The following is a 22,107-nucleotide window of genomic DNA, read 5'->3' on the forward strand; positions in this document are numbered from 1 at the left end:
CTGATTTGTCAAGACTTGGCGCGATTGGTCGTCGCTTTGGAAGCACCATTCACACCACAGGAACCCTATCCCTTTGCCAGGCCCATGCGGCAGTTTGGCAGCCGGCCCCATATTGCTGAAGCCTGCAGTCAACTTTAAGAAGGGCCGATATCACTTTTCCGGAGCCGCGCCATGCCCTTTCTCACCCGCCGCAATCTGTTGAAGGCTTCCGCCGTCGCAGGCGCTTACGGGGTCGGTATCGGTGTTGCCGGCAAATTCGGGCTGGCGGAAGCGGCACCAGAGCCGCAAGTCCTAAAGGCTGTGAAGACGACCGCCAGCATTTCCGATGCGGGGATAACGAAGGACATCATGACCTGGGGCGACGGCGGCCCGCCGCCGGTGCTCAGGATGACCAAGGGCAAGCCCTATGCCGCACGGCTGACAAACACGCTCGACGAGCCGACGACCATCCACTGGCATGGTCTGAGAATCGCCAACAAGATGGACGGCGTTCCCTTCATGACGCAGCCCTACGTCTATACCGGCGACAGTTTTGACTATGCCTTCACGCCGCCCGATGCCGGCACGTTCTGGTATCACCCCCACTGCAATACGCTGACCCAGATGGGCCACGGCATGACCGGGGTCATCGTGGTCGAAGATGCTGAAGACCCGACCTTCGATTCCGAGGTGGTGCTCAACCTTCGCGACTGGCGCCTCGGCAGCGACGGCCAGTTCATCGCGGCGTTCCGCCCGCGCGACGCCGCCAAGACAGGAACCTACGGCACCGTCCGCACTGCCAACTGGTACCAGGAGCCGCAATACGACGCTCCTGCCGGCGGTCTGGTCCGGCTGCGGATCGCGGTTACCGACGTGACGCGCATCTTCTCGCTGAAGATGGAAGGAGCCGACGCCACCGTGATCGCGATCGACGGCAACCCGGTGCCCAAGCGCTTCCCGCTCGACCTGCTGCTGATCGGCCCCGGCCAGCGCCTCGACCTTGCAGTCCGTATGCCCGACGGCGAAGGCGCGATCGCCACGCTTGAGGATATTCGCGGCACGACGCCGAAGACGATCGCCAAGCTTCGGTCCGTCGGTCAGTCGTTGAAGCGCAATGTCGGGGATCTGGCGGCACTTGGTGCCAATCCCGTGGCTCGGGCGGATCTCGATGCCGCGCAGAAAATTCCGCTGGTTCTAAGTGCCACGGCGGAAAGCGCACCTGCCGACAGCATCTGCGGCACGCTCGGCTACAGTTTCTGGGCGATCAACAAGGTGCCGTGGCCCGGCGACACGAAGGACCCGACAGCGCCGCTTGCGGAACTGAAACTGGGCAAGAGCTACATCTTCCAGCTCGAGAACGTGACACCGCACACGCACCCGATTCACCTGCACGGAATGAGCTTCACCGTGCTCTCCTCCTCGACGCGGGAGGTGATGCCTGTCGTGACCGACACCTACCTGATCCAGCCCGACGAGAAAGTACAGCTGGCCTTCGTCGCAGATAATCCCGGCGACTGGCTGTTGCATTGCCACATCATCGAGCACCAGAAGACCGGTATGACCAGTTATGTCCGGGTTGTTTGACAACTAATCGCGGGCTTCTTGTTGACATATCCGGCCGAAAGGAGAAGGAAGATTTATCAACCTTTTACCTGCGAATGAATTGATATGATCGAAACAACCGCCGATTTGGAGGCGGCCTGCAAAGAGCTGGCCAAGTCAGAATTCATTACTATCGACACCGAGTTTCTCCGCGAAACGACCTTCTGGCCGGAACTCTGCCTGATCCAGATGGCGAGCCCGACGACGGAAGTGCTGGTCGATCCGCTGGCAAAGGGTCTCGATCTCAAGCCGTTCTTCGAGCTGATGGCCAACCCGGCAGTGCTCAAGGTCTTCCATGCGGCGCGCCAGGACATCGAAATCATCTTCAATCGTGGCGGTCTCATCCCGCATCCGATCTTTGATACGCAGGTTGCCGCGATGGTCTGCGGCTTCGGCGACTCCGTCTCCTATGACCAGCTCGTCAGCCGCACCAAGGGCGTGCAGATCGACAAGTCCTCGCGCTTCACCGACTGGAGCCGCAGGCCGCTGTCGGAAAAGCAGCTGGACTACGCACTTGCCGACGTGACGCACCTGCGGGACGTCTACCTCTACCTGAAGGCCGAACTGGAGCGCGAAGGGCGCTCGTCCTGGCTGTCGGAGGAGATGGATGTCCTCGAAGCCCAGGAAACCTACGATCTTCATCCAGACGATGCCTGGCAGCGCCTGAAGATGCGTCTACGCAAGCCGCAGGAACTGGCGATCCTGAAGTTCGTTGCCGCCTGGCGCGAACGCGAGGCCCGCAGCCGCAACGTACCGCGCTCGCGCGTCATCAAGGATGATGCGATCTACGAGATTGCGCAGCAACAGCCGAAAGATGCGGAAGCGCTCGGCCGGCTGAGAACGATCCCGAAGGGATGGGAGCGTTCGGCCGCCGGCACCGCTGTTGTCGAGGCCGTCAACGCTGCACTCGCTCTGCCGAAGAGCGAGATGCCGCATGCGCCGCGCCACACGCAGACGCCGGAAGGCGCTGCAGCGGCAGCCGAACTCCTGAAGGTGCTGTTGAAGCTCATTTCGGAAAAACACGGCGTTGCGCCGAAGGTCATCGCCAACAGTGAAGATCTGGACAAGATCGCTGCCGAGGGTGAGAAGGCCGAGGTCGCGGCTCTGCACGGATGGCGCAGGGAGCTGTTCGGCGAACCTGCCCTGCAGTTGATCCAGGGCCAGGTCGCACTGCGTTTCGTCGGCAAAAAAGTCGAGACGGTAACGCTGTAGCGGTCACAAGTCGGACGTTTTTGCGCGTATAAGCATTTTCTGAGGGCCGTTGGAATCGAGAAACCGACCGGTCGCGCCCTTACAGAAACGCTGGATGCTACCTACATTCCTGGGTACACGCGTGACACGTCAGGGTTAAAAAGACTATATGCGGGAAATATCTCCGGTCCAGAACTGGTTACTGATCGCGCTCGTGATCGCGGCCAGCGGTGTCCTCTACGACATGAGATTTTACGGCGGCCATCCGTTCGTTGGAGCAACCTTTGCGTTGGCGATCGGTCTGCCGATCATTGCCTTTGAGCGTAAAGTCATCCTGCGGCGCCTCAATCGCCGCATGCAGGCTTTGCCGACGGTGACGTTCTTCCTGGCCGAAATCTTCATCTACGAAATCCTGATGAGCGCCGGGTTTGCCGTTGCTGGCCTTTCGATGTGGACACTCGGCATCTTTCGTCCGGGATCGTGGATCGATGCTGTCATCCTGCCGTTCGACGCATTTCTCTATGCGCTCGCCGTCTGCGCACTGATCATCTTCGTGCTGCGGGTTCGCGAATTGCTGGGACGCGACATCTTCACCAGCATGCTCTTCAGCCGCTACCGCAAGCCGCTCAGCGAAGAACGTGTCTTCCTGTTCATCGACCTGGTGGATTCCACCGCCTTCGCGGAAAAGCATGGCGACCTCCGGGCCCAACAGATGCTGAGCTCGCTGTTTGCGGCCTTTGCGGAGCCGGTGCGGAAGTACAAGGGCACGATCGACGACTACGTGGGCGATGCAGCGATCATCAGCTGGCCGCTGGAGCGCGGCGTCAAGTTCGCGAGATGCGTGAACTGCATCTTCGACATCATCGGCGAAATTGAAAACGATGCGGAAAGCTGGCTGAAGACCTACGGCCAGGTGCCACGGCTGCGGGCTGCGCTGCACGGCGGCACCGTCATCACTGCGGAAATCGGCGTCGATCACCACAAGATCACCTATTTCGGCGACACCGTGAACACCACCTCCCGTCTCGAGACGCTCTGCAAGACGTTGAACCGCTCGGTGCTCATCTCCTCCGACCTCGCCCAGCGCATCTTCATGCCGGAGACCGTTGTGGCCGAGGATCTCGGAACCCATGCCGTGAAAGGGCGTGGCCAGAGCCTTGGCGTCATCGCTCTCGTCAAGGCCGAAAGCCGGAAGGCGTCACCAAAGCTTCACGCAGGCGTCAACGCGCCGACATGAATCCCCTGCTAATCGAGACCCGCATTCCAATCTTTGGGGGTTTCGATGAAAAATACTCTTCTTGCTTCCGTTTCATTTGTTCTTTTGATCGCTGGCACGGCAGCAGCCGACCAGCAGCAATTTCCTGCAAAGCTGGCCGGCCAGGCCATCCTGCCTGCCAACACGCTGGTCCCGGCTCCGGCCGACGCACCTGAATTCCTGAAGCACTCCGGCAAGTTCACCACGGCCGACCGCAAGCGCACCGAAGCGCTCGGCACAGTTCCGGGCAAGGACGGCGCTCGCGTGACCGACCTGAAGCTGCCTTTCGACGGCCAGCCGATCCAGGGCTTCTCCGGTATCAAGGTCATGCCGGACGGTACTTTCTGGACGCTCTCCGACAACGGTTTCGGCTCCAAGGCCAACTCCAGCGACGCCATGCTGTTCCTGCACCAGATGAAGTTCGACTGGGCGACCGGCAAGGTCGAGGTGGTGAAGAACCTGTTCCTGTCCGATCCTGACAAGAAGGCGCCCTTTCCGATCGTGCTCGAAGGCGCCGAAAAGCGTTATCTCACCGGTGCTGACTTCGACATCGAATCCGTGCAGCCGGTTGCCGATGGCTTCTGGATCGGCGAGGAATTCGGCCCCTATATTCTGAAATTCGATACCGAAGGCCGCTTGACGGACGTCGTTTCGACCGTCGTCGACGGCAAGCCCGTCATGTCGCCTGACAATCCTCTCCTGTCGGTTCCGGCAAACCCGACCGCCAAGATGCCCGTCTTCAACCTGAAGCGTTCGGGCGGTTTCGAAGGTCTCGCCATGTCGAAGGACGGCAGCAAGCTTTATGGCCTGCTCGAAGGCCCGCTCTATCTCGAAGACGGCAAGATGGAATCGGTTGAGGGCCACACCGCCATCCGCGTCATCGAGTTCGACACCGCTTCCAAGAACTGGACCGGCCGCACCTGGTTCTATCCGTTCGAAGACAAGGGCGTGTCGATCGGCGACTTCAACATGCTGGACGACTCCACCGCCCTCGTCATCGAGCGCGACAACGGCGCTGGCAGCAAGGACAAGGCTTGCGCCGATCCCAAGCAGCCGAAGCCGGATTGCTTCGAAGCGCCGGCCGAGCTCAAGCGCATCTACAAGATCGAGTTCAGCGACGCCAATGTCGGCAAGGCCGTCCGCAAGATCGGCTACATCGATCTTCTTGATATCAAGGACCCCGACAACAAGAAGAAGGCTGGCAGCGAGGATGGCGTCTACGACATGCCGTTCGTTACGATCGAAAACGTCGATCGCGTCGATGCCACGCATATCATCGTCGGAAACGACAACAACCTGCCCTTCTCCGCCGGCCGCGCCGTCGACAAGGCAGACGACAACGAGTTCAGCCTGCTCGAAGTCGGCGATCTGCTGAACGCAAAGTAAGTTCTGTCTCCTAAAGGAAAGCCCCGTTCGAGAGAGCGGGGCTTTCCGGAAATGAGCGGCGCACTACAGTTCGAAAACTCGAACTACCGCTCCGTTGCGCCCTTTCCAGCGAGAATGTGATCACGGAATTTGGCGATCCGCGCCGTCCGCGTTTCCGACTTCTTCACACCGTTGAGATTGATCACGTAGCTTTTCTGCCGACCGGGTGTCAGATCGTGGAAAGCCTCGGCAAGTTCAGGGTCAGAATCCAATGCCTCAATCAACTCCTCGGGCAGGTCGACTTGGCTTTGCCCCTTGGGCGGCTTGATGCCAGCCTCGGCATAGCCCATCGCTTCCTTCAGGTAAGACAGGATAACTGGCTCCACCTTTACGACCTGCGCGTTCTCCACAAAGCGAAACATATCAGGATGTTGCGTGTTCGGCCCCTGCTTCTCAAGCATGCCTTCGGGGTCTTTCAGCAATGCGGCGTTAAAGAACGTCAGGCGGAAATCGTCGCGGAAGGCGCCGATTATCGCGATATTGCGGCCTTCATGTATGTAGCAGGGATGCGCCCACTTTACCGTCTCGACGAGACCTGCCTTGCGACAGATCCGGCGCAGCTCGTTCAAGCCGTCAATCCATTGCCGCGTCGAACAGTCAGGTGTCGCAAACCGTTCGCAGCGTCCGCATCCCTTCGTAAAGAAGTCCTCGATGTCCGTGATCATGTCGCTCGCCCAGATTCGCACGTGATTGGATGGTCAGTTCGACCATACCAAACCATTGCGTCAACTTGCGGCCGAAGTCTGCATTATGCCCGATCGATACGATCGTAGCCGGCTCCACGTAACCGCCTACCTAGCCAGCTGCCACTTGCTCCGGTCGAGCGAGATGCGGCGTGCTATTCGAAGCGGAAGGCTAGCCGCTTGTTTGTCAGCCTCGCAAGCTGCTGCAGGCGGCCATCCAGACGCTCGCCGGCAAAATCACGATACTCAGCCGGGACGACGAATTCGAGGTCCAGATCAGGGCTCGACGACTTCTGGAATGTCAGGTTGCGGACGACGCCCGGCATCGAAGCCGAGAACAGATAGACGACACGCAGCATCCCGCCCAGAAGCTTGGCACGCTCGACATAATGCGGGGTCGCGATCGTCGCCAGCGGGCTTGTCGCACCGTCGTCGTGCAGCCCTTCGAAGCGATAGTAGTTGGCAAGTGCGATGAATGCGCGGCCAGGATGGGTGATCCCCACGAACGACGTGTGGGCGATAATGTTCAGCGCCTGCAGGCCCCGGTAATCGGGATGGGCGCGCCAGCTGATGTCGGCAAGAAGACAGGCTGCCTGGCGATAGCGGGCATCCTCTTCGGTTTCGGCGATGCCGAAGAACGGCATCATCCGGCCGGTCCACTCGGCCAGCTCGCGCGCATGCTCCGGAGAACGCGCACGCAGAATCGCCAGTTCCCTGGCGGCTTCGATCAGCGGATCGGCACGGCGTTCGCTCTCGGATAGCAGCGAAAACAGGTAGCCTTCGCGCACGCCCTGCCCCGAGAAGGAGATGACCGCTGGCTTCATGACGCTCAGCACTTCCTTCATCGCCACCGCGCCGAAGGGCAGCAGCACGCGACGGAACTTCGAGACCGCGGCCCAGGCCGGATCCTTCGAATCCCTGACCGTCTCCACCTGATCGAGAAACTGCATCATTGCGTCGAGGGTGATTTCGTATCCCTGCATCATGTGCAGCGGATAGTGGGTCAGCTCCATGTGGAGCTTGGCGATGTTTCGCCATGTGCCCCCGACGGCATAAAAGGTCCGCCCCTCGCCCTTTGCGAGAAGCTTGGCGCTGGTCTTCACATGCTTGCGGGCGAAGGCACGGGCCTTCTCCATCGATCCGTTGGCGTATTCGGAGAGGCGCAGACCGCCGAGCGGCAAGGTCACGCCCTGGCCGATTTCCTTGCCCTTGATATCGATAAGTTCCAGCGAGCCGCCGCCGAGGTCGCCGGCGATCCCATCGGGCTGGAAGAACCCGCTGACGATACCGAGCGCCGAGAACTTGGCCTCTTCCTCGCCGGAAAGAACACGGATCTTCCGCTGCAGGATGGTTTCGGCGCGATGAATGAAATCCGGGCCGTTGGAAGCTTCGCGTGCCGCAGCAGTCGCAAGGACATACATCGTTGCCGCACGCGCCTGATCGGAGAGTGCCTTGAAACGGTGCAGAGCTGCGAGCGCCCGTTCGACGCTGGCCTCGTCCATCTTGCCGGTCAGCGCGATGCCTTTGCCGAGACCACAGAGAACCTTTTCATTGAAAAGGATCGTCGGCGACCGGGACATGCCCTCGTAGATGACCACACGGATCGAGTTCGACCCGATATCGACAACGGAGACCGGGGCAATCCCTGGAAGGCGCCCCTGGGCTTCTGATTCAACCATACAGGTCCAGTTTTATCTTTTTGTCCGGCCGGAAAGCAGGCCGGCGATCAGCTTCGGCGCACTGGATTTCAAGGCTTCACCACGACCGGAAAGGCTGGGGTTCGTCATGAAATACTGTTGCGCGTTGAACGGCTCCTCGCCCTTGCGCACTTCCATGCGCCTGGACGTCCCGTCGGCCAATATCTCGTAGCTTTGCTGATTGTCAATGAGGTTACCGAGCATGATCTGAGACAAAACCTGCTCGTGAACGGTCGGATTTGTCAGCGGAACGAGCGTTTCGACGCGCCGATCGAGGTTTCTCGGCATCATATCGGCCGAACCGATATAGACGAGCGCCTTGTCGGACGGCAGGCCGTGGCCGTTGCCAAAGCAGAAGATGCGGCTGTGCTCGAGGAAGCGACCGACGATCGACTTGACGCGAATATTCTCCGAGAGGCCCGCCACCTGCGGACGCAGGCAGCAGATGCCGCGGATGACCAGATCGATCTCGACGCCGGCGCGGCTCGCCGTATAGAGCGCGTCGATGATCTCCGGATCGACCAGCGAGTTCATCTTCATCCAGATCGCCGCCGGCGCGCCATTCTTGGCGTGCTTGATCTCTTCGTCGATGTGACGAAGGATGCGCGTGCGCAGCGTGTACGGAGAGACGGCCAGCTTCATGCTTTCTTCCGGCTCGCCGTAGCCGGTGATGAAATTGAAGATGTTGGCCATGTCATGGGCAATGACGGGGTTGCAGGTGAAGAACGACAGGTCGGTATAGATCTTCGCCGTGATCGGGTGATAGTTGCCGGTGCCGAGGTGGCAATAGCTGCGCAGCTTGCCTTCCTCGCGGCGAACGACGAGCGACATCTTCGAATGTGTCTTCAATTCGATGAAGCCGAAGACAACCTGCACGCCGGCGCGTTCAAGGTCGCGTGCCCAGCGAATATTGGCTTCTTCGTCGAAGCGGGCCTTCAATTCGACCAGCGCGGTGACGGACTTGCCGGATTCGGCGGCGTCGATCAGCGCGCGAACGATCGGGCTGTCGTTCGATGTACGGTAAAGCGTCTGCTTTATCGCCAGAACGTCAGGATCGCGCGCAGCCTGGAGAAGGAACTGGACAACCACGTCGAAAGACTCGTAGGGATGGTGAACCACCATGTCCTTTTCGCGGATGGCGGCGAAGCAGTCGCCGGCGTGCTCGCGGACGCGTTCCGGAAATCGCGCGTTGTAGGGCGGAAATCGAAGGTCGTCGCGCGGCGCCTTGGTGATTTCCGAAAGCGTGTTGAGTGCCAGCAACCCCGGCAAGACCGCAACGCGGTTGTCGGGGACGTTGAGCGCTTGGACGACGAACTGGCGCAGCGATGCCGGCATTTCGGAATCGGTCTCGATGCGGATCACCGATCCACGACGGCGGCGCTTGAGCGCCGTTTCGAAGAAGCGCACCAGATCTTCCGCTTCTTCTTCGACTTCGATATCGCTGTCGCGGATGATGCGGAACGTACCCGAGCCCTGCACCTCGTAGCCGGGGTAAAGGCGATGGATGAAGACGTTGGCGACATCTTCGAGCGTGATGTAGCGGATGGTGCTGCCATCGTCCGGCAGGCGCACGAAACGATCGAGCGCCGGCGGCAGGCGCAGCAGCGCCGTCATCGGATCGCGACCGTTCTTGCTGACGAGCTGCAAGCCGATCGAAAAGCCGAGATTCGGAATGAAGGGAAAAGGGTGCGCCGGATCGATCGACAACGGCGTCAGCACAGGGAAGATCGCCTGCTCGAATTCGGTCGCAAGCCAGTTGCGATCAGCTTCGCTGAGCGCGCCCGGGCGAACGATCAGAATGTCTTCCTTGGCAAGATATTGCTGGAGAACAGCGAGCGATGCCTGTTGCTCCATCTGCAGGTTGTCGATCTCCTGCAAGATCGCATCCAGCTGCTCGGCCGGCGTTTTGCCATCCGGCGTGCGAACCACGATGTTCTGGCGCACCTGACCTTCGAGGCCCGCCACGCGCACCATGAAGAATTCGTCGAGGTTGGCAGCCGAGATCGACAGAAAGCGAACGCGCTCGAGCAAGGGATGCTCGGTGTTCAGCGTCTCTTCGAGAACACGGCGGTTGAACTGCAGCCAGGAGAATTCGCGGTTGATGAAACGTTCCGGGCTCGACAGTAGCTGTTCCAGCGGGGGCACATTGTCCTTGGCTTCCGGTGTAGGTTCATGGTGCTCCGCGACTGCACTGTCCATGGTATTTTTGCCCCGTTTCGTTCGGCCAAGCGAATTATATCAGTTTCACGACGGAACTGTGACAGTCAATCAGCCGGGTCGGAATTGCCCAATTCATTCAACACTTCGGCAGCCAGCGACCGGGTGATCTTGGTACCCCTCGACAGCGCGAGGCGATCCAGCCTTTCGACAATCGTCTGCGCGGCGTTCAGCGACCGTTCCATCCTGGCAACAATGTAGAGAACAAGCTTGTCATCTATATAAAGCTGCCGGTCCGAGAAGAGCTTGACGATCACCTGGGACAAGAGCTCTTCGTCCGGCTCACCGATCTCGACGACCGTTGCTGCCTTCAGGCGAGAACGCAGATCGGCCAGCTCCACCGGCCATGACATCGGCCAAAGGCGGCTCGTCATCAGCAGGCTGTTGCCGTTTTCCCGCACGCTGTTGATGACATGGAAGAGTTCGGTGTCGTCGAAGCCCACACGGTCGACATCTTCGAACAAAACTGGGGTGCTGGCGGCCTCCACGGCAGCATTCGCGCCCGCCTTCGGATGGATGGAGACGGCGCCGCTGTGCTCCTTCCAGATATTCGCCAGATGCGTTTTCCCCGAACCGACGGGGCCGGCAAGAATGACCACCGGCGACGGCCATTGTGGCCAGGCATCAACGATCGACACGGCGGCGGCCAGCCGCTCCGAGATCAGCAGATCGTCGCGACCGGTCGCGGCATCATGCGAAAATGCCAGGGGAAGCTGCTCAACAGCCTTGCGCCTTGAATCGGCGGTTTTCACGTCAGTCATTTGGGATCAGCTTTTGTCTTCCTGATCTGGCCGGGCTTCGCCGCGCCAGCATAAAGATCGCTTTGAAGGTAGCGCGAAAGCGCGAAACGAACAAGCACGCCGACGGCAGCGGCGGCGGGCACCGCGACCAGCAGACCGACGAAGCCGAACAGAGCACCGAAGGCAAACAGCGCAAACATCAGCCACACGGGGTGCAGGCCAACGCTATGACCGACGAGCTTCGGCTGCAGGATATTGCCTTCCATGAACTGGCCGCTGAAGAAGACGGCAAGCACGGCACCGACCCAGATATAGTCGGGCCAGAATTGGACGATGGCCACGCCGACCGCCAGAACCAGGCCAACCATGGACCCCACATAGGGAATGAAGCTGATCATGCCCGCGAAGAGGCCGATCAACAGGCCGAAATTGAGACCGACCAGCGACAGGCCGACCGCGTACCAGATGCCGAGGATGAGGCACAAAGATCCTTGCCCGCGGATGAAACCGGCAATTGCCTGATCGATCTCGCGCATGATCTGGTGAACGTTGTCGACATAATCGCGGGGGATATACTTGTCGATATTCGCGACCATGCGATCCCAATCCAGCAGCATGTAGAAGGCAACCACCGGCGTGACGATCATCAGCGAAATCACGTTGACGACGGCAAGGCCGGAACTCCAGACCTGGCTGAAAAGCCCGGTGAGCAGGCCGAAGCCCTGCGACAGGATTTCCGAGAAATTGTTCTTGATCGTCCCGAGCTGGCTCTTGATCCAGTCCGGCAGTACGGAGTCCTGCGACTTGGTAATGAACGTCTGCAGCTGATCGATATAGCCGGGCAATCGGCCTGCAAAATCGCTGAACTGGCTTGCAAGGATCGGAATGAGGATCATCAGCGCAAGGACGATCAGGATCACGAAGGAGATCAAGATGACGATCGTCGCCATCAACCGGCTGAGACCCAGGCGCTCAAGCCGATCGGCGACCGGATCCAGGAAATAGGCGAGCGCCATGCCCGCCAAGAATGGCAGCAGGATCGAGCTGAAGACAAAAAGAAACGCAACGAAAAAGGCGAGCACGATCAACCAGAAGATGACCTGGCGCTTGAGACCTGCCCCGCTAACCTGCTGTGGCATCACATACCTCTGATCGGCCGCCGCTTGGCCGCGACACCTCGGTGCGGCCTTCGAGCCACATAGGATGCAGCTGCGAGAATGGTCAACCCCGGCGCTTAAAATCCCGAATGCCTCGGTCAAAATAGCGGGAAATTGGGGCTTTCTCCATGCAATCCCTTGCATAAACGCCCCCGCCATGCAATTGCGACCGCATGTGACGCGGGGATATTTCCCGCCTCGAAGACAGCCATCGGAGAGCAGCATGAGCCAGTCTGGAAAGAACGGCCTGACCTATAGCGACGCAGGCGTGGATATCGACGCTGGCAACCTTCTCGTCGAAAAGATCAAGCCCGCTGTGCGCTCGACCCGCCGCCCCGGCGCCGATGGCGAGATCGGCGGTTTCGGCGGCCTCTTCGACCTCAAGGCAGCGGGTTTCACCGATCCGGTTCTGGTTGCTGCCAACGACGGCGTCGGCACCAAGTTGAAGATCGCGATCGACGCTGACTACCATGACACGGTCGGCATCGACCTCGTCGCGATGTGCGTCAACGATCTGGTCGTGCAGGGTGCGGAACCGCTGTTCTTCCTCGACTATTTCGCAACCGGCAAGCTCGATCCGGACCAAGGCGCTGCCATCGTCGAGGGCATCGCAGCCGGTTGCCGCGACGCCGGCTGCGCGCTGATCGGCGGCGAGACCGCCGAAATGCCGGGCATGTACTCCTCCGGCGATTACGATCTGGCGGGCTTTGCCGTGGGGGCTGCCGAGCGCGGCAAGCTGCTGCCATCGGGCGACATCGTTGAAGGCGACGTCATTCTGGGCCTCGCTTCCTCGGGCGTTCATTCCAACGGCTTCTCGCTGGTGCGCAAGATCGTCGGCATTTCCGGCCTCCATTGGAGCGAGCCGGCGCCGTTTGCAGACGGCAAGACGCTTGGCGAAGCCCTGCTCACGCCGACCCGCATCTACGTAAAGCAACTCTTGAGCGTGATCCGCGAGACCGGTGCAATCAAGGCGCTGGCACACATCACCGGCGGTGGCTTCCCCGAGAACATTCCGCGCGTGCTGCCGAAGCACCTCGCGGCCGAGATCGACCTCGCTGCCGTCAAGGTTCCGGCCGTATTCTCCTGGTTGTCCAAGACCGGCGGCGTCGAGGCCAACGAGATGCTGCGCACCTTCAACTGCGGCATCGGCATGATCGCGGTCGTCTCGGCCGAGAATGCAGACACGGTCATTTCGGCGCTGCAAGCCCAGGGCGAAAGCGTCGTGCAGCTCGGCCGGATGATCGCCCGCGCTGAAGGCGCCGGCGGAACGCTTTACAAGGGCACGCTCGCCATATGACGTCTCCGCGCAAACGCGCCGTCGTCTTCATCTCAGGCGGCGGCTCCAACATGATGGCGCTGGTCGCGGCCGCCAAGGCCGGAGATTATCCGGCCGAGATCGTGGGCGTCATCTCCGACAAGGCCGATGCCGGCGGGCTGGCCAAGGCGGCTGCCGAGGGCATCGCGACCTTCGCGTTCGCGCGCAAGGACTACGCCAGCAAGGAAGCGCACGAAGAGGCGATCTTCGCGGCACTCGACGAATTGTCACCGGATATTCTCTGCCTTGCAGGCTATATGCGACTGCTGAGCGGCACGTTCATCCAACGCTACGAGGGTCGGATGATCAACATCCACCCTTCCCTGCTGCCGCTGTTTCCCGGCCTGCATACGCATCAGCGCGCAATCGACGCCGGTATGCGGATCGCCGGCTGCACCGTGCATTTCGTCACCGAAGGCATGGATGAAGGTCCTGTTGTCGGCCAGGCAGCCGTGCCGGTTCTCTCCGACGATACCGCTGACACGCTGGCAGCGCGCGTTCTGACCGTCGAACATCAGATCTATCCGCAGGCACTCAGGCTGTTTGCCGAGGGCAAGGTGCGGATGGAAGGTGGCAAGGCTGTCAGAACAGCCGATGCGTCCGCTACAACCGCAACCGGTGCCGTGATCTCCGCCTGACCGGCGCCCGGCCGGAGATTGACCGGCGAGATGATGCGGATCATCATGTGCGTGGCCCACGGAGCAACGCTATGACGATAACCGTCAATCTCAATGAAGCGAGCCTTCCCGAACTTCTCGCCAAGGTCGAAGCAGGCGAGGAGGTCGTTATTCTGCGCGATGGCGTGCCAGTGGCGAGGCTGGCCCCCGTCGCGGCGGATGACGAGAAGCGCAGACAGGCGATCGAGGCCGTCCGCGCCTTCCGGAAAACCATGCCTGCTATCACACAGGAAGAAATTGCGGAATGGAAGGCGACGGGCTGGAGATGACGGCCAAATTCGTCGTCGATTCATCTATCGTGTGCAGCTGGGTTCTGCCAGACGAAAGCTCGTCGATCGCGGCTGCCGCATTCGCCTATCTGCAAACCGCCGACGCGATTGCTCCCGACTTATTGTGGCACGAAGTGCGCAATGTGTTGATGATGGCGAGAAGGCGCAATCGGATCGACTTCGACAAGGCTCGTGAAGGTGTGAAAGTCTTGCGTGGACTAGCATCTTCACACAGCGATCATCGAGCGACGACACGATTCTTGGCGTGGCGGAACGGCATCAGTTGACCGCTTACGACGCAGCTTACCTAGCGTTAGCAATTCAAACGAAACTGCCGCCCGCCACTCTGGACAAGCAACTGATCGAAGCAGCGGCACGCGAAAACGTGCCGCTGCTCGTTTGATCGGATCAACCTTTACGCCGCCAGCGACCGTGGCTGGTGCAACGTGCCGTCGCTGTAGACGAAGCGGCCAGCGCGGAAGGTGGCGCGGATGCGGTGGACTTCGCCGGGTTCGACAACGACCAGATCGGCGCGCTGGCCGACAGCAATCTCGCCGCGATCGAGCAAGCCGGCCGAACGGGCAGCATTCTTCGTCGCCATGGCTACCGCAGTCGGAAGGTCGGTTTCGGCGGCGATCTTGAAGATGCCGGGCACGAAGGCGGCCGGATGATAGTCGGCCGCGATGACCGACAGCAGACCGGCGCGGGCCGCATCGAGTGCACTCAGGTTGCCGGACATGGACTGGCCGCGAAGCGCATTCGGCGCACCCATCAGTGTCCACAGGCCACGGCGGCGCGCTTCCTCTGCGGCCGGCAGCGTCACCGGGAATTCGCTGATGGTGACGCCCATATCATGCATTTCGGCGACCTTCTCGGCGCTGTCATCGTCATGCGAGGCAAGCGACAGCTTATGGCGCAGCGACAGGTCGACGATATGACGGAGCGTGGTCTCGATCTCGGGATTGTTGCGCATGGCGATGCGCTTGGCGACCATCTCTGCCGCCATTTCCTCGGAGATTGCACGGCGCTCGGCAATGCTCAGAATATAGCTCTGGATGTTATTGTACTGGCCCTGCCCCGGCGTATGGTCGGTCAGCGACACCATATCGACATGACCGGCATCCAGCAGCTTCTCAAGCGCCGGCGCGGCGCCGATATTGGTGATCTCGTAGCGGGCGTGAACGCGGTGATCGATCAGCAGGCTGTCCTTCAGGCGGCTGACACCCTCGATGACGGCGCAGGTCGTCTCCAGCGAACGCACGTGGCCATAGACACTTTCCGTCGCGAAGGACACAGCGGCATAGGCCGTCGTCACGCCATGCGCGGCGAGCTTCTTGTCCAGCTCGTGAATGCCGAAATCGATCGGCATCATCGCGTTGGGGCGCGGTGCAATCTCGCGCTCGATCATGTCACCGTGCAGATCGACGAAGCCGGGCATCAACAGACGGCCTTCGCCATCAATCGCAGCATTGGCAACGGTCTCCGGCCGGATCTCGGCAATGACGCCATCCTCGATGCGCACCGAGCCGTTGTTCACGACCTCATCTGGCAGAACGATCGTGAAATTGCTGAGCCACATCGGCTTTCTCCTTGCAGGTGGGAATTATGACAAGCCGGAGCGGATAGTCCCGATTCATGACAGCCGAATGAACCCCTCAAGGCTTATTCAGGGCACCTCTGTTCAACGCCGCCCATTGCAGCAGAATAATCGTCTTGAAATCCACGATCTGACCGGTCCCGATCATCGCCAGCGCTTGATCGAGAGGGACTTCGACGACTTCGATGTCCTCATGTTCTTCCGCCAGTCCACCACCATTCGAGACGCGATCGTCCGTGTCGATCGAGGCCGCGAAGAAGTGGACGACTTCGGTGCTGGAGCCCGGTGAACTGTAGGCCTTGAAGAGAAAACTGATGTCGCGGACACGGAAACCGGTTTCCTCCATCGCCTCGCGTCTAATGGCCGCTTCGGGCTCCTCGCCATCGAGCAGGCCCGCTGGCGTTTCGAGGATCCAGGCGGGCTCGCCATGAAGCTGGACCGGAAGACGAAACTGCCGGACCAGTACCACGGTGTCGCGTTTGGGATCGTGAAGCAGGATCGTTGCCGCCGGCGTGCGGTGGTAGACCTCGCGATGCAGGCGATGGGTCTCGCCTTCCGAATCCGTGTAGTCAATCTCGTAGTTGCTGAGCCGCGTCCAACCATCCGAGAGCGTCTTATCCTCGACGATCTCAGCCTTTGCGTTTTCGAACTTCGTCATGCGGCATCCTTGCGAAGCCAAACCTTGTTGTCGTGGACGGCAGCGCCACCATACGGCGCGACGGGGTCTGCGCCGGTCAGAACGTTGATGCCCTCGCCATCCACATGCGCCTTGTTCGGCCAGAGACCCTCGGCGATCAGCACGCCGGGCTTGACCTCAGTCGTCAGCTTGGCGTGCAGGCGGACTTCGCCTCTGGCGTTGCCGACCTGCACGAGATCGCCGTGGGCGATGTCTTGAGCTTCCGCATCGGAGGGATTGATCATCAGCTCCGGCCGCCCCTCTTTCTGCCGCGAGGTCTTGGTCTCGGCGAAGCTCGAGTTCAGGAAGTTGCGGGCGGGAGACGTCGCGAGGCGGAACGGGTGTTCGGCATCGGCCACTTCGATGACGTCGACCTGATCCGGGAACTGGGGCAGTTCCGGATAGGGGCCGAGGAGGCCGACTGCCTCCGGCGGGCGGTTCGGCGCTGGCTGGTTGCGCCAGTCGGGGCGGAAGTGGAAGCGTCCGTCGGGATGGGCGAAGCCGTTGATGAAATGGGCGTCGTCGAACTCCGGCTGGCGATCGAACCACTTGTGCTCGAGGAAATGATCGTAGCCGGGGAGTTCGCTCGATTGGAGAACGCGGTCGATCATCTCGCGCGCCGTGAAGCCGAAACCCGGGCGATCGGCCACGCCGAGGCGCTTGGCGAGTTCCTCGATGACGAAGAGATTGGTGCGCACCGTTTCCGGCGGTTCGACCAGCTTGGGGCCGAGCAAGATATGGTTCTGGCCGCCGGCGCGGTAGATATCGTCATGCTCGACGAACATGGTGGCGGGGATGACGATATCGGCCATCTCGGCGGTATCAGTCATGAACTGCTCGTGGACGGCGACGAAGAGGTCGTCGCGGGCGAAGCCGCGCTTCACCAGCCGCTGCTCGGGCGCGATGTTCACCGGGTTGGTGTTCTGGATCAGCATGGCGGTGACGGGGCCGCGATGGCGCAGGGCCACAGGGTCGCCGGTCAAGGCGCGGCCGATCTGCGACTGGTCGATCATGCGGATGTCGGCATCCTTCATCGACTTGCCGGTCAGTTCCGCGTTGTTCATGCGGAAGATGTCGCTGTTCGAATGGAAGGCGCCGCCGCCCTCATATTGCCAGGAGCCGAGAACAGTGGCGACCGAGGCCGCCGCGTGCATGGCGACCGCGCCGTTGCGCTGGCGGGTGAAGCCGTAGCCTAAGCGGAAGAAGGTCTTCTTCGTCGTGCCGACGAGCTTGCCGAAAGCTTCGATCTCATCGACCGAAAGCCCGGTGATGGCGGCGGCCCATTCCGGCGTCTTCGTCTTCAGATGCGCTTCGAGGCCGGCGGGATCATCGGCGTATTTCGCCATGTAGGCGCGGTCGGCATAGCCGTCGCGGAAGGCGATGTGCATGGCGGCGCAGGCAAGCGCTGCATCGGTGCCCGGCTTGAGGATCAGCGCTAGGTCGGCCTGCTTCATCGTCGGGCTGTCATAGATATCGATGACGACGATCTTGGCGCCGCGTTCCTTGCGCGCCTTGATCGCGTGAGTCATGACGTTGACCTGCGTGGCGACCGCGTTGGTGCCCCAGATAACGACGCAATCGGTGCGCGCCATTTCGCGCGGATCCGGGCCTCTCAGGACCCCGGTCGCCATGGTGAAGCCGGTCCAGGCCGGGTTAGTGCAGATCGACGAGAAGAAGCCGGAGTAGCGTTTGGCGTGGCGCAGGCGGTCGATGCTGTCACGCTGCACCCAGCCCATGGTGCCGGCATAGAAATAGGGCCAGATAGCCTCGCTGCCATCCCTGGCTTCGGCCTTGACGAAGGCTTCCGCGATTTCATCCAGCGCGGCATCCCAAGAGATCTGCTGCCACTGCCCTGCCCCCTTGGCGCCCTTGCGGCGCAGCGGGTGCATCAGGCGGTCGGGATGATAGAGGCGCTCGGCATATCGGGCGACCTTGGCGCAGATGACGCCCGAGGTGTAGCTGTGGTCGTTCGCCCCGCGCACGCGACCGATCCTGCCATCGTCTGTGACCTCCACCTCCAGCGCGCAGGTGGAGGGACAGTCGTGCGGACAGGCGGTGTGGCCGATCCGGACGGCAGACTTCGGGGATTTGGCTTCGATGGGGGTCGCAATGTTCATGGAGTTTCTATATTCCAACCCGAAACCGGCCAAAAGCCGGAAACGACGCCCCTCACGCAAATTCATGTAGGCATCAGCGAAAATGAACTACCGCCACATCTACCATGCGGGCAACTTTGCCGATGTCCTGAAACACGCGGTTCTCGCGCGCCTCGTCCGCTACATGCAGAAGAAAGATGCAGGCTTCCGCGTGCTCGATACGCATGCCGGCATCGGGCTCTACGATCTCTCCTCGGAAGAGGCGCAGAAGACAGGCGAATGGCGCGACGGGATCGGCAAGATCATGGAGGCCGAGCTTTCGCCGCAGGTGGCGGAATTGCTCGAGCCCTATCTGACGGCGATCCGCGAGCTCAATCCTGACGGCGGCATGCGCTACTATCCCGGCTCGCCGAAGCTGTCGCGCATGCTCTTCCGGCCGCAGGACCGGCTGTCGGCGATGGAGCTTCATCCCGAGGACTACCAGCGGCTGCATCGCCTGTTCGAGGGCGACCATCATGCCCGCATCACCGAGCTCGACGGCTGGCTGTCGCTCGGCGCGCATCTGCCGCCGAAGGAGAAGCGCGGCATCGTGCTTGTTGATCCGCCCTTCGAGGAAGATGGCGAGTATGAGCGGCTGGTCGATGGCCTCGCCAAGGCGCATCGTCGCTTTCCGGGAGGCACCTACTGCCTCTGGTATCCGATCAAGAAGGGCGCGCCGATCAAGGAATTCCACGAGGCGCTGCAGGCGCTCGATATTCCGAAGACACTTTGCGCCGAGCTCACCGTGCGCAGCGACCGTGGAATGAATACCGGACTGACCGGCTCGGGGCTCATCATCGTCAACCCGCCCTACACGCTAAAGGACGAGTTGCACCAGTTGCTGCCGGCGCTGAAGGATCATATGGCGCAGGACCGTTATGCCTCGCACCGGGCGTTCTGGCTGCGCGGCGAGAACAAGGCCGTGAAAGAGGATTGACCGACTCTTTCCGGCGCGAAATAGTCTTGGCACATTGCAAGCATTTTTGAGAGAGAACGACTATGAAGATCCTGTGTGCACCAACCTCGCCCTATTCCAGCAAGGTGCGCATGGCCGCGCGTTATCTCGAACTCGACGCGACCGAAATCCGCGTCGACACCAATGCCGGGCCGGCGATCCTCGTCGACAACAACCCGCTTGGCAAAATTCCGACCCTGCTCACCGATGACGGCGTTTCGATCTACGACAGCGTGGCCATCATGCATTATTTCGGCCGTCTCAAGGGCAAGAAGCTCTATCCCGCGAAGAACGGAAAGCGCCTGGAAGCCGAGATCCTCGAAGCACTGTGCGACGGCATCTGCGACTGCCTGCTCGCCATCGTCTACGAGCGCCGTTTCCGTGACGAGGAAAAGGTGCATCAGCCGTGGATCGACCGCCAGTGGAAGAAGGCCATCAGCGGCCTCAGCCACCTCAGCGTTCATCTCCCGAAGATCGGCAAGAAGCTGCATGGCGGTCACTTCGCGCTGGCCGCGACACTCGGCTATCTCGAGCTGCGCTTCAAGGGCCAGTGGGAAGCCGAACATTCCGAGCTCATCGGCTGGGCACGCGACTTCGAAAAGAAGTTTTCGGCCTACCCGGAGCTGAAGCCTCAGGGCTGAGTTTGCTCCCTGTCTGCCTTGACGAAATCGATGAAGGCGCGCAGCGCCGTCGGTAGTTGCCGGCGGCTTGGATAATACAGGAAGAAGCCGGGGTAGAACGGGCACCAGTCCTCCAGCACCCTGACCAGCCTGCCGTCATCGATCGCGGTGCGCACCTGATCTTCGAAGAGATAGCCCAATCCACTCCCCTGAACGGCGGCGTCGAAGATAATATCCTGATCGCCCAGTGTCAGCGGCCCCTGAACGTCAATCTCCAACTCGACGCCGCCACGTTCGAACTCCCACCGATAGAAGGCACCGCCGGCGAACCGATAGCGGATGCAGGCATGGTCCTTGAGATCGTGCGGCGTGACCGGCTTATTCCTGCCGTCGAAATAGCCGGGAGCGCCAACCACCGCGAAACGGTGGCGCGGGCCGATCGGTACCGCGATCGTGTCGGCAGCAATGCTCTCGCCAAAGCGTATCCCGGCATCGAACCCGGACGAGACCATGTCGACAAGGGCGTCGTCGATAACGATTTCGACCTCAACCGAGGGATAGGCTTTCAGGAAGCGCGAGACGATCGGCAACAGCACGAGCCTTGTGGCTGCGCGGGCCGCGTTGATCCGCAACTTTCCATAGGGCTGGCCACGAAACGTGTCGAGATCATCGAGCGCCGCGTCGATATCGAGGAAGGCAGGCCGTATCCGGTCGAACAGTCTCTCGCCTGCCTCCGTCAGCGCAACACCGCGGGTGGTGCGGTTGACCAGACGAACCTCAAGCCTCTCTTCGATCGCCCTTAAAGCGTGACTCAAGGCCGATGCCGTCACACCGAGTTCGACCGCCGCTTTTCGGAAACTGCGGTGAGTGGCTATCGCCAGGAAGATGGCGAGATCGGTCGAGCGTACACGTCGCATTGATGAATATTTCTCAGCAGCCCATGGAGAAGAAGGCAAATTCTCTCACCAATATCCATACGCTACCTTGGTCGTGTCAGTAAATCACAACCGAAAGGAAAAGGTCATGCGTGTCTGGTTCATCACTGGTGCATCGAGAGGTTTCGGCGCCCTCATCACTCAGGAAGCTCTCAACGCCGGAGATGCCGTCGTAGCGACGGCGCGCAATCCTCAGGGTCTGCAGGAGAAGTTTGGCAATCACCCAAATCTCCTCACCGTATCCCTGGATGTCACCGACGAAACCTCGGCGCACAAGGCTGCCGAACAGGCCGTCAAGCGGTTCGGCCGTATCGATATCCTCCTCAACAACGCCGGCTTCGGTCTGTTGGGTGCTGTCGAGGAGGCAACAATGAGCGAGATCGAAAGGCTCTATCAAACCAATGTCTTCGGACTGCTGAACGTCACCCGCGCCGTGCTGCCGCATATGCGCCGCCAGCGTTCGGGTCACGTCATCAACATCTCTTCGATTGGCGGCTATGTCTCACATGCCGGCTGGGGCATCTATTGCTCGACCAAGTTCGCCGTGGAGGGCCTGACAGAAGCGCTGGCCGCAGAAGTCGCACCGCTGGGCATCAAGGCAACGGTTGTCGAGCCCGGCTTTTTCCGCACCGATTTCCTTGACGAGAGTTCGCTTGCGGTAAGCCCGAGTTCAATTGCCGACTACCAGGAGACACCGGTGGGCGCGATGCGCGAATTCGCTGCAGGCCACAATCACCAGCAACCCGGTGACCCTGCCCGCTTTGCCAAGGCAATGATCACCTTGGCACACTCCGACAATCCGCCACTGCGCATGCCGTTCGGCAGCGATACGGTTGCCGCGATCGAAAAGAAGAATTCCGATGTTGCCGAGGAACTCAAGGCATGGCGCGAGCTCGCTCTATCGACCGACTTTCCGCGCGAGAGCAACGCCGCCTGATCGCGCGTGAGCAACAAAAAAGCCGGGCACTTGGCCCGGCTTTTT

General features: G+C 60.8%; 20 protein-coding genes. 11 read left to right on the plus strand and 9 right to left on the minus strand.

All coding sequences use genetic code 11. The features are described from left to right. The first annotated feature begins 171 nt into the window (after nucleotides 1-171). The 4 genes from QTL94_RS05830 to QTL94_RS05845 all read left to right on the plus strand — a co-directional run bounded on the left by QTL94_RS05830 (nucleotide 172) and on the right by QTL94_RS05845 (nucleotide 5,413). On the plus strand, nucleotides 172-1,563 hold the full coding sequence (locus QTL94_RS05830) for a multicopper oxidase family protein (RefSeq protein ID WP_289800871.1): 1,392 nt from the start codon (nucleotides 172-174) through the stop codon (nucleotides 1,561-1,563). Nucleotides 1,564-1,647: 84 nt separating this feature from the next. Further along, on the plus strand, nucleotides 1,648-2,793 hold the full coding sequence (gene rnd, locus QTL94_RS05835; protein WP_065690071.1) for a ribonuclease D: 1,146 nt from the start codon (nucleotides 1,648-1,650) through the stop codon (nucleotides 2,791-2,793). 148 nt (nucleotides 2,794-2,941) lie between these two features. Continuing rightward, entirely contained in the window at nucleotides 2,942-4,009 is a 1,068-nt protein-coding gene (locus QTL94_RS05840) for an adenylate/guanylate cyclase domain-containing protein (RefSeq protein ID WP_065690070.1), read from the plus strand. Between the two features lie 45 nt (nucleotides 4,010-4,054). Continuing rightward, complete coding sequence (locus tag QTL94_RS05845) at nucleotides 4,055-5,413, plus strand: esterase-like activity of phytase family protein (RefSeq protein ID WP_289800872.1); 1,359 nt, start codon at nucleotides 4,055-4,057, stop codon at nucleotides 5,411-5,413. A gap of 83 nt (nucleotides 5,414-5,496) precedes the next feature. On the opposite strand, the gene QTL94_RS05850 is transcribed toward QTL94_RS05845, so the two are convergent. The 5 genes from QTL94_RS05850 to QTL94_RS05870 form a co-directional block, all read right to left on the minus strand. Beyond that, nucleotides 5,497-6,117, minus strand: a complete 621-nt coding sequence (locus QTL94_RS05850; protein ID WP_289800873.1) for a YdeI/OmpD-associated family protein — start codon at nucleotides 6,115-6,117, stop codon at nucleotides 5,497-5,499. A 173-nt stretch (nucleotides 6,118-6,290) separates the two neighbouring features. After that, nucleotides 6,291-7,814, minus strand: coding sequence for an exopolyphosphatase (gene ppx / locus QTL94_RS05855; RefSeq protein ID WP_289800874.1), 1,524 nt, complete (start codon nucleotides 7,812-7,814; stop codon nucleotides 6,291-6,293). Nucleotides 7,815-7,826: 12 nt separating this feature from the next. Continuing rightward, on the minus strand, nucleotides 7,827-10,031 hold the full coding sequence (locus QTL94_RS05860; protein ID WP_289800875.1) for an RNA degradosome polyphosphate kinase: 2,205 nt from the start codon (nucleotides 10,029-10,031) through the stop codon (nucleotides 7,827-7,829). Between the two features lie 65 nt (nucleotides 10,032-10,096). Continuing rightward, nucleotides 10,097-10,810 carry a DnaA regulatory inactivator HdaA gene (gene hdaA / locus QTL94_RS05865; protein WP_289800876.1) on the minus strand — a complete coding sequence of 238 codons (714 nt, stop codon included), beginning with the start codon at nucleotides 10,808-10,810 and terminating at the stop codon, nucleotides 10,097-10,099. Continuing rightward, nucleotides 10,807-11,928 carry an AI-2E family transporter gene (locus QTL94_RS05870; protein WP_289800877.1) on the minus strand — a complete coding sequence of 374 codons (1,122 nt, stop codon included), beginning with the start codon at nucleotides 11,926-11,928 and terminating at the stop codon, nucleotides 10,807-10,809. Before QTL94_RS05870 ends, hdaA begins: the two co-directional genes overlap by 4 nt. Nucleotides 11,929-12,169: 241 nt before the next feature. On the opposite strand from QTL94_RS05870, the gene purM reads away from it, so the two are divergent. The 4 genes from purM (at nucleotide 12,170) to QTL94_RS05890 (ending at nucleotide 14,494) form a co-directional block, all read left to right on the plus strand. Further along, nucleotides 12,170-13,243, plus strand: coding sequence for a phosphoribosylformylglycinamidine cyclo-ligase (gene purM, locus QTL94_RS05875; RefSeq protein ID WP_289800878.1), 1,074 nt, complete (start codon nucleotides 12,170-12,172; stop codon nucleotides 13,241-13,243). Beyond that, the gene (gene purN, locus QTL94_RS05880; protein WP_289800879.1) at nucleotides 13,240-13,899 is read left to right on the plus strand and encodes a phosphoribosylglycinamide formyltransferase; all 660 of its coding nucleotides are present in this window, start codon (nucleotides 13,240-13,242) and stop codon (nucleotides 13,897-13,899) included. The genes purM and purN overlap by 4 nt, the downstream gene beginning before the upstream one ends. 71 nt (nucleotides 13,900-13,970) lie before the next feature. Beyond that, complete coding sequence (locus QTL94_RS05885) at nucleotides 13,971-14,207, plus strand: type II toxin-antitoxin system Phd/YefM family antitoxin (RefSeq protein ID WP_289800880.1); 237 nt, start codon at nucleotides 13,971-13,973, stop codon at nucleotides 14,205-14,207. Next, a complete protein-coding gene (locus QTL94_RS05890) occupies nucleotides 14,183-14,494 on the plus strand; it encodes a type II toxin-antitoxin system VapC family toxin (protein ID WP_289800881.1) in 312 nt (103 codons plus the stop codon). The genes QTL94_RS05885 and QTL94_RS05890 overlap by 25 nt, the downstream gene beginning before the upstream one ends. Before the next feature lie 128 nt (nucleotides 14,495-14,622). Here the strand turns inward: QTL94_RS05890 and QTL94_RS05895 are convergent, their stop codons facing one another. The 3 genes from QTL94_RS05895 to QTL94_RS05905 all read right to left on the minus strand — a co-directional run bounded on the left by QTL94_RS05895 (nucleotide 14,623) and on the right by QTL94_RS05905 (nucleotide 18,597). After that, the gene (locus QTL94_RS05895) at nucleotides 14,623-15,786 is read right to left on the minus strand and encodes an alpha-D-ribose 1-methylphosphonate 5-triphosphate diphosphatase (protein WP_289800882.1); all 1,164 of its coding nucleotides are present in this window, start codon (nucleotides 15,784-15,786) and stop codon (nucleotides 14,623-14,625) included. Between the two features lie 76 nt (nucleotides 15,787-15,862). Then, nucleotides 15,863-16,462, minus strand: coding sequence for an NUDIX domain-containing protein (locus tag QTL94_RS05900; RefSeq protein WP_289800883.1), 600 nt, complete (start codon nucleotides 16,460-16,462; stop codon nucleotides 15,863-15,865). Further along, the gene (locus QTL94_RS05905) at nucleotides 16,459-18,597 is read right to left on the minus strand and encodes a molybdopterin-containing oxidoreductase family protein (protein WP_289800884.1); all 2,139 of its coding nucleotides are present in this window, start codon (nucleotides 18,595-18,597) and stop codon (nucleotides 16,459-16,461) included. Before QTL94_RS05905 ends, QTL94_RS05900 begins: the two co-directional genes overlap by 4 nt. Nucleotides 18,598-18,679: 82 nt before the next feature. Here QTL94_RS05905 and QTL94_RS05910 point away from each other — a divergent pair, with 82 nt between their 5' ends. Then, complete coding sequence (locus tag QTL94_RS05910; protein WP_289800885.1) at nucleotides 18,680-19,552, plus strand: 23S rRNA (adenine(2030)-N(6))-methyltransferase RlmJ; 873 nt, start codon at nucleotides 18,680-18,682, stop codon at nucleotides 19,550-19,552. A gap of 62 nt (nucleotides 19,553-19,614) precedes the next feature. Then, a complete protein-coding gene (locus QTL94_RS05915; protein ID WP_289800886.1) occupies nucleotides 19,615-20,211 on the plus strand; it encodes a glutathione S-transferase in 597 nt (198 codons plus the stop codon). Here QTL94_RS05915 and QTL94_RS05920 read toward each other — a convergent pair. Further along, nucleotides 20,202-21,107, minus strand: a complete 906-nt coding sequence (locus QTL94_RS05920) for a LysR family transcriptional regulator (RefSeq protein ID WP_289800887.1) — start codon at nucleotides 21,105-21,107, stop codon at nucleotides 20,202-20,204. The two genes, QTL94_RS05915 and QTL94_RS05920, sit on opposite strands and share 10 nt — an antisense overlap. A 106-nt stretch (nucleotides 21,108-21,213) precedes the next feature. Here QTL94_RS05920 and QTL94_RS05925 point away from each other — a divergent pair, with 106 nt between their 5' ends. Beyond that, nucleotides 21,214-22,062, plus strand: a complete 849-nt coding sequence (locus tag QTL94_RS05925) for an oxidoreductase (RefSeq protein ID WP_289800888.1) — start codon at nucleotides 21,214-21,216, stop codon at nucleotides 22,060-22,062. Nucleotides 22,063-22,107: the final 45 nt, after the last annotated feature.

The sequence above is a fragment of the Rhizobium sp. S96 genome (genome assembly GCF_030382195.1).
Classification (GTDB): Bacteria; Pseudomonadota; Alphaproteobacteria; order Rhizobiales; family Rhizobiaceae; genus Rhizobium.

What these genes read in the sequence shown, in the direction of transcription:
- QTL94_RS05905 (WP_289800884.1), bottom strand. Translation starts at nt 18,597, where the DNA reads ATGAACATTGCGACCCCCATCGAAGCCAAATCCCCGAAGTCTGCCGTC.
- ppx (WP_289800874.1), bottom strand. Translation starts at nt 7,814, where the DNA reads ATGGTTGAATCAGAAGCCCAGGGGCGCCTTCCAGGGATTGCCCCGGTC.
- purM (WP_289800878.1), top strand. Translation starts at nt 12,170, where the DNA reads ATGAGCCAGTCTGGAAAGAACGGCCTGACCTATAGCGACGCAGGCGTG.
- QTL94_RS05870 (WP_289800877.1), bottom strand. Translation starts at nt 11,928, where the DNA reads ATGCCACAGCAGGTTAGCGGGGCAGGTCTCAAGCGCCAGGTCATCTTC.
- QTL94_RS05895 (WP_289800882.1), bottom strand. Translation starts at nt 15,786, where the DNA reads ATGTGGCTCAGCAATTTCACGATCGTTCTGCCAGATGAGGTCGTGAAC.
- QTL94_RS05830 (WP_289800871.1), top strand. Translation starts at nt 172, where the DNA reads ATGCCCTTTCTCACCCGCCGCAATCTGTTGAAGGCTTCCGCCGTCGCA.
- QTL94_RS05840 (WP_065690070.1), top strand. Translation starts at nt 2,942, where the DNA reads ATGCGGGAAATATCTCCGGTCCAGAACTGGTTACTGATCGCGCTCGTG.
- QTL94_RS05900 (WP_289800883.1), bottom strand. Translation starts at nt 16,462, where the DNA reads ATGACGAAGTTCGAAAACGCAAAGGCTGAGATCGTCGAGGATAAGACG.
- QTL94_RS05845 (WP_289800872.1), top strand. Translation starts at nt 4,055, where the DNA reads ATGAAAAATACTCTTCTTGCTTCCGTTTCATTTGTTCTTTTGATCGCT.
- hdaA (WP_289800876.1), bottom strand. Translation starts at nt 10,810, where the DNA reads ATGACTGACGTGAAAACCGCCGATTCAAGGCGCAAGGCTGTTGAGCAG.
- QTL94_RS05925 (WP_289800888.1), top strand. Translation starts at nt 21,214, where the DNA reads ATGCGTGTCTGGTTCATCACTGGTGCATCGAGAGGTTTCGGCGCCCTC.
- purN (WP_289800879.1), top strand. Translation starts at nt 13,240, where the DNA reads ATGACGTCTCCGCGCAAACGCGCCGTCGTCTTCATCTCAGGCGGCGGC.
- QTL94_RS05885 (WP_289800880.1), top strand. Translation starts at nt 13,971, where the DNA reads ATGACGATAACCGTCAATCTCAATGAAGCGAGCCTTCCCGAACTTCTC.
- QTL94_RS05915 (WP_289800886.1), top strand. Translation starts at nt 19,615, where the DNA reads ATGAAGATCCTGTGTGCACCAACCTCGCCCTATTCCAGCAAGGTGCGC.
- QTL94_RS05860 (WP_289800875.1), bottom strand. Translation starts at nt 10,031, where the DNA reads ATGGACAGTGCAGTCGCGGAGCACCATGAACCTACACCGGAAGCCAAG.
- QTL94_RS05920 (WP_289800887.1), bottom strand. Translation starts at nt 21,107, where the DNA reads ATGCGACGTGTACGCTCGACCGATCTCGCCATCTTCCTGGCGATAGCC.
- QTL94_RS05850 (WP_289800873.1), bottom strand. Translation starts at nt 6,117, where the DNA reads ATGATCACGGACATCGAGGACTTCTTTACGAAGGGATGCGGACGCTGC.
- QTL94_RS05910 (WP_289800885.1), top strand. Translation starts at nt 18,680, where the DNA reads ATGAACTACCGCCACATCTACCATGCGGGCAACTTTGCCGATGTCCTG.
- rnd (WP_065690071.1), top strand. Translation starts at nt 1,648, where the DNA reads ATGATCGAAACAACCGCCGATTTGGAGGCGGCCTGCAAAGAGCTGGCC.
- QTL94_RS05890 (WP_289800881.1), top strand. Translation starts at nt 14,183, where the DNA reads ATGGAAGGCGACGGGCTGGAGATGACGGCCAAATTCGTCGTCGATTCA.